The sequence below is a fragment of the Allobosea sp. CER48 genome, from assembly GCF_044752385.1.
Classification (GTDB): Bacteria; Pseudomonadota; Alphaproteobacteria; order Rhizobiales; family Beijerinckiaceae; genus Allobosea.
Genome location: NZ_JBIWYK010000482.1, coordinates 1 through 2,230, shown reverse-complemented (window position 1 = coordinate 2,230; position 2,230 = coordinate 1). Strand labels below are relative to the sequence as shown.

Sequence of the window (2,230 nt, the reverse complement as noted above, 5' to 3'; positions counted from 1 at the left end):
CGCCCGATCCGCTCGGGCCGGTGCGACCGCCGCCCGACCGGCGCGTCGGGGCCTTCCTTCCCGCTGCGCCGGCCTCCCTCCGCGTCGATGACGGGTGAGCCTTTCGTCCTCGCGGTCCAACCCGAAGGAGGACGTCATGGCAGCACAAAACGGCAGGGGAGATACGGCCAGCGGCACCAGGCGCGCGGGGCCGCGATGCATTGCGATCGTCGGCCCCTTCCAGAGCGGCAAGACCACCTTGCTGGAAAGCATTCTGATGCGCTGCGGCGCGCTTTCGCGGACCGGCTCCGTCAAGACCGGCAACACGGTCGGCGATGCGGCGCCCGAGGCGCGCGCCCATCAGATGAGCACGGAACCCAGCGTCGCGACGGTCGATTTCCTCGGCGACACCTTCCATTTCATCGATTGTCCCGGCTCGGTCGAATTCCTGCACGAGATGCGCCATGTGCTGCCGGTGGTCGATGCCGCCGTCGTCGTCTGCGAGGCGGATGACCGCAAGGCGCCGGCACTCGAACTCGTGCTGCGCGAGCTCGAGGAGGCCGACATCCCGCGCTTCCTCTTTCTCAACAAGATCGACACGGCCTCGCGCCGGGTGCGGGAGACCCTCGGCATCCTGCAGCGCGCTTCGCGCACGCCCCTGCTGCTGCGCCAGATTCCGATATGGAAGAACGGCATCGCCGTCGGCTTTATCGACCTCGCGCTGGAACGAGCCTTCATCTACCGCGAGCATGCCCCGAGCGAGGTGGTGCCGCTGGCCATCGACGAATCCGGCCGCGAGAAGGAGGCACGCTTCTCCATGCTCGAGCGGCTCGCGGACTATGACGACGAACTGATGGAGGAGTTGCTCGGCGACATGGAGCCGCCGCGCGACCGCGTCTTCGACGATCTCGCCCGCGAATTGCAACACCGCCATGTCGTGCCGGTGCTGATCGGCGCGGCAGAGCGGGGCAATGGCGTGACGCGGCTGCTCAAGGCGCTCAGGCATGAGGCGCCGACACTGGCGGAAACGCGCGGCCGCGCCGGCATCGTCGCCGATGGGCCGCCACTCGCCCAGGTGATGAAGACCTGGCATTCGAGCCAGGGTGGCAAGCTCTCCCTGGCGCGCGTGATGCGCGGCCGGCTGGCGGAGGGCGACGTGGTGACGTCGTCGGGCGGGGTCGAGGCCCGCATCGCCGGCGTCTTGACGTTGAAGGGGGCCGAGCAGAGCCGCAAGCCGGCGGCCGAGGAGGGTGAGGTTGCGGCCTTCGCCAAGCTCGAAGGGATCGGCACGGGCGATGCCTTCATGCTCGGCAAGCAGCGGGCGAGCGTCGTCAGTGCGATCGCGCCGCCGGAAGCGGTGCATGCCATCGCGATCGCTGTGAAGGAACGGAAGGACGACGTCCGCCTCGCCGCCGCCCTGCAGCGGCTGACGGAGGAGGACACCGCGCTGGCGGTCACGCAGATCGCGGAGCTGGGCGAAACCCGCCTGTCCGGGCAGGGCGAGATGCATCTGCGGGTCGCGCTGGAGAAGCTCGCCGGGCGCTATGGCGTCACGGTCACCAGCCATCCGCCGCAGGTCGGCTATCGCGAGAGCATTCGCGGCCACGCCGGGGCGCGCGGCCGCCACCGCAAGCAGAGCGGCGGCCATGGCCAGTATGGCGACGTCGTCATCGAGGTCGCGCCGCGACCGCGCGGCGAGGGTATCGGCTTCGTCGACAAGATCACGGGTGGCGTGGTGCCGCGCCAGTATATCGGTTCGGTCGAGGCCGGCATGCGCGACTTCTGCGAGAAGGGGCCGCTCGGCTTTCCGGTGGTCGATGTCGAGGTGACGCTGACCGACGGCTCCTACCACACGGTCGATTCCTCCGACATGGCCTTCCGGCAGGCGGCGCGGCTGGCGATGAACGAGGCGATGCCGCAGGCGAAGCCGGTGCTCCTCGAGCCGATCCTCTCCGTCGACGTGGTCATCCCCTCGGAAGCCATGTCGCGCGCGTCCGCGCTGATCTCGGCCCGGCGCGGCCAGATCCTCGGCTATGATACGCGGCCCGGCTGGCGCGGCTGGGACCAGATCCGGGCCCTCGTGCCGGAGGCCGAGATGCCCGGGCTGATCGTCGAGCTGCGCTCGGCGACCTCTGGCGTCGGGTCCTTCAGCGCGCGCTTCGATCATCTCGCGGAGCTAGCGGGCAAGCCGGCCGACGCTGTCGTCTCGGCCCAGGCGCTGGCGGCGGCACAGGCGCGCTGACACGTATTT

Annotated in this window: 1 protein-coding gene; it reads left to right on the top strand. The window is 69.8% G+C overall.

The features are described from left to right. The first annotated feature begins 136 nt into the window (after positions 1–136). Entirely contained in the window at positions 137–2,221 is a 2,085-nt protein-coding gene (locus ACIPIA_RS14630) for an elongation factor G (RefSeq protein ID WP_400510598.1), read from the top strand. Positions 2,222–2,230 lie beyond the last annotated feature (9 nt).

Coding starts and splice junctions, on each gene's coding strand:
- ACIPIA_RS14630 (WP_400510598.1), top strand. CDS start 137: ATGGCAGCACAAAACGGCAGGGGAGATACGGCCAGCGGCACCAGGCGC.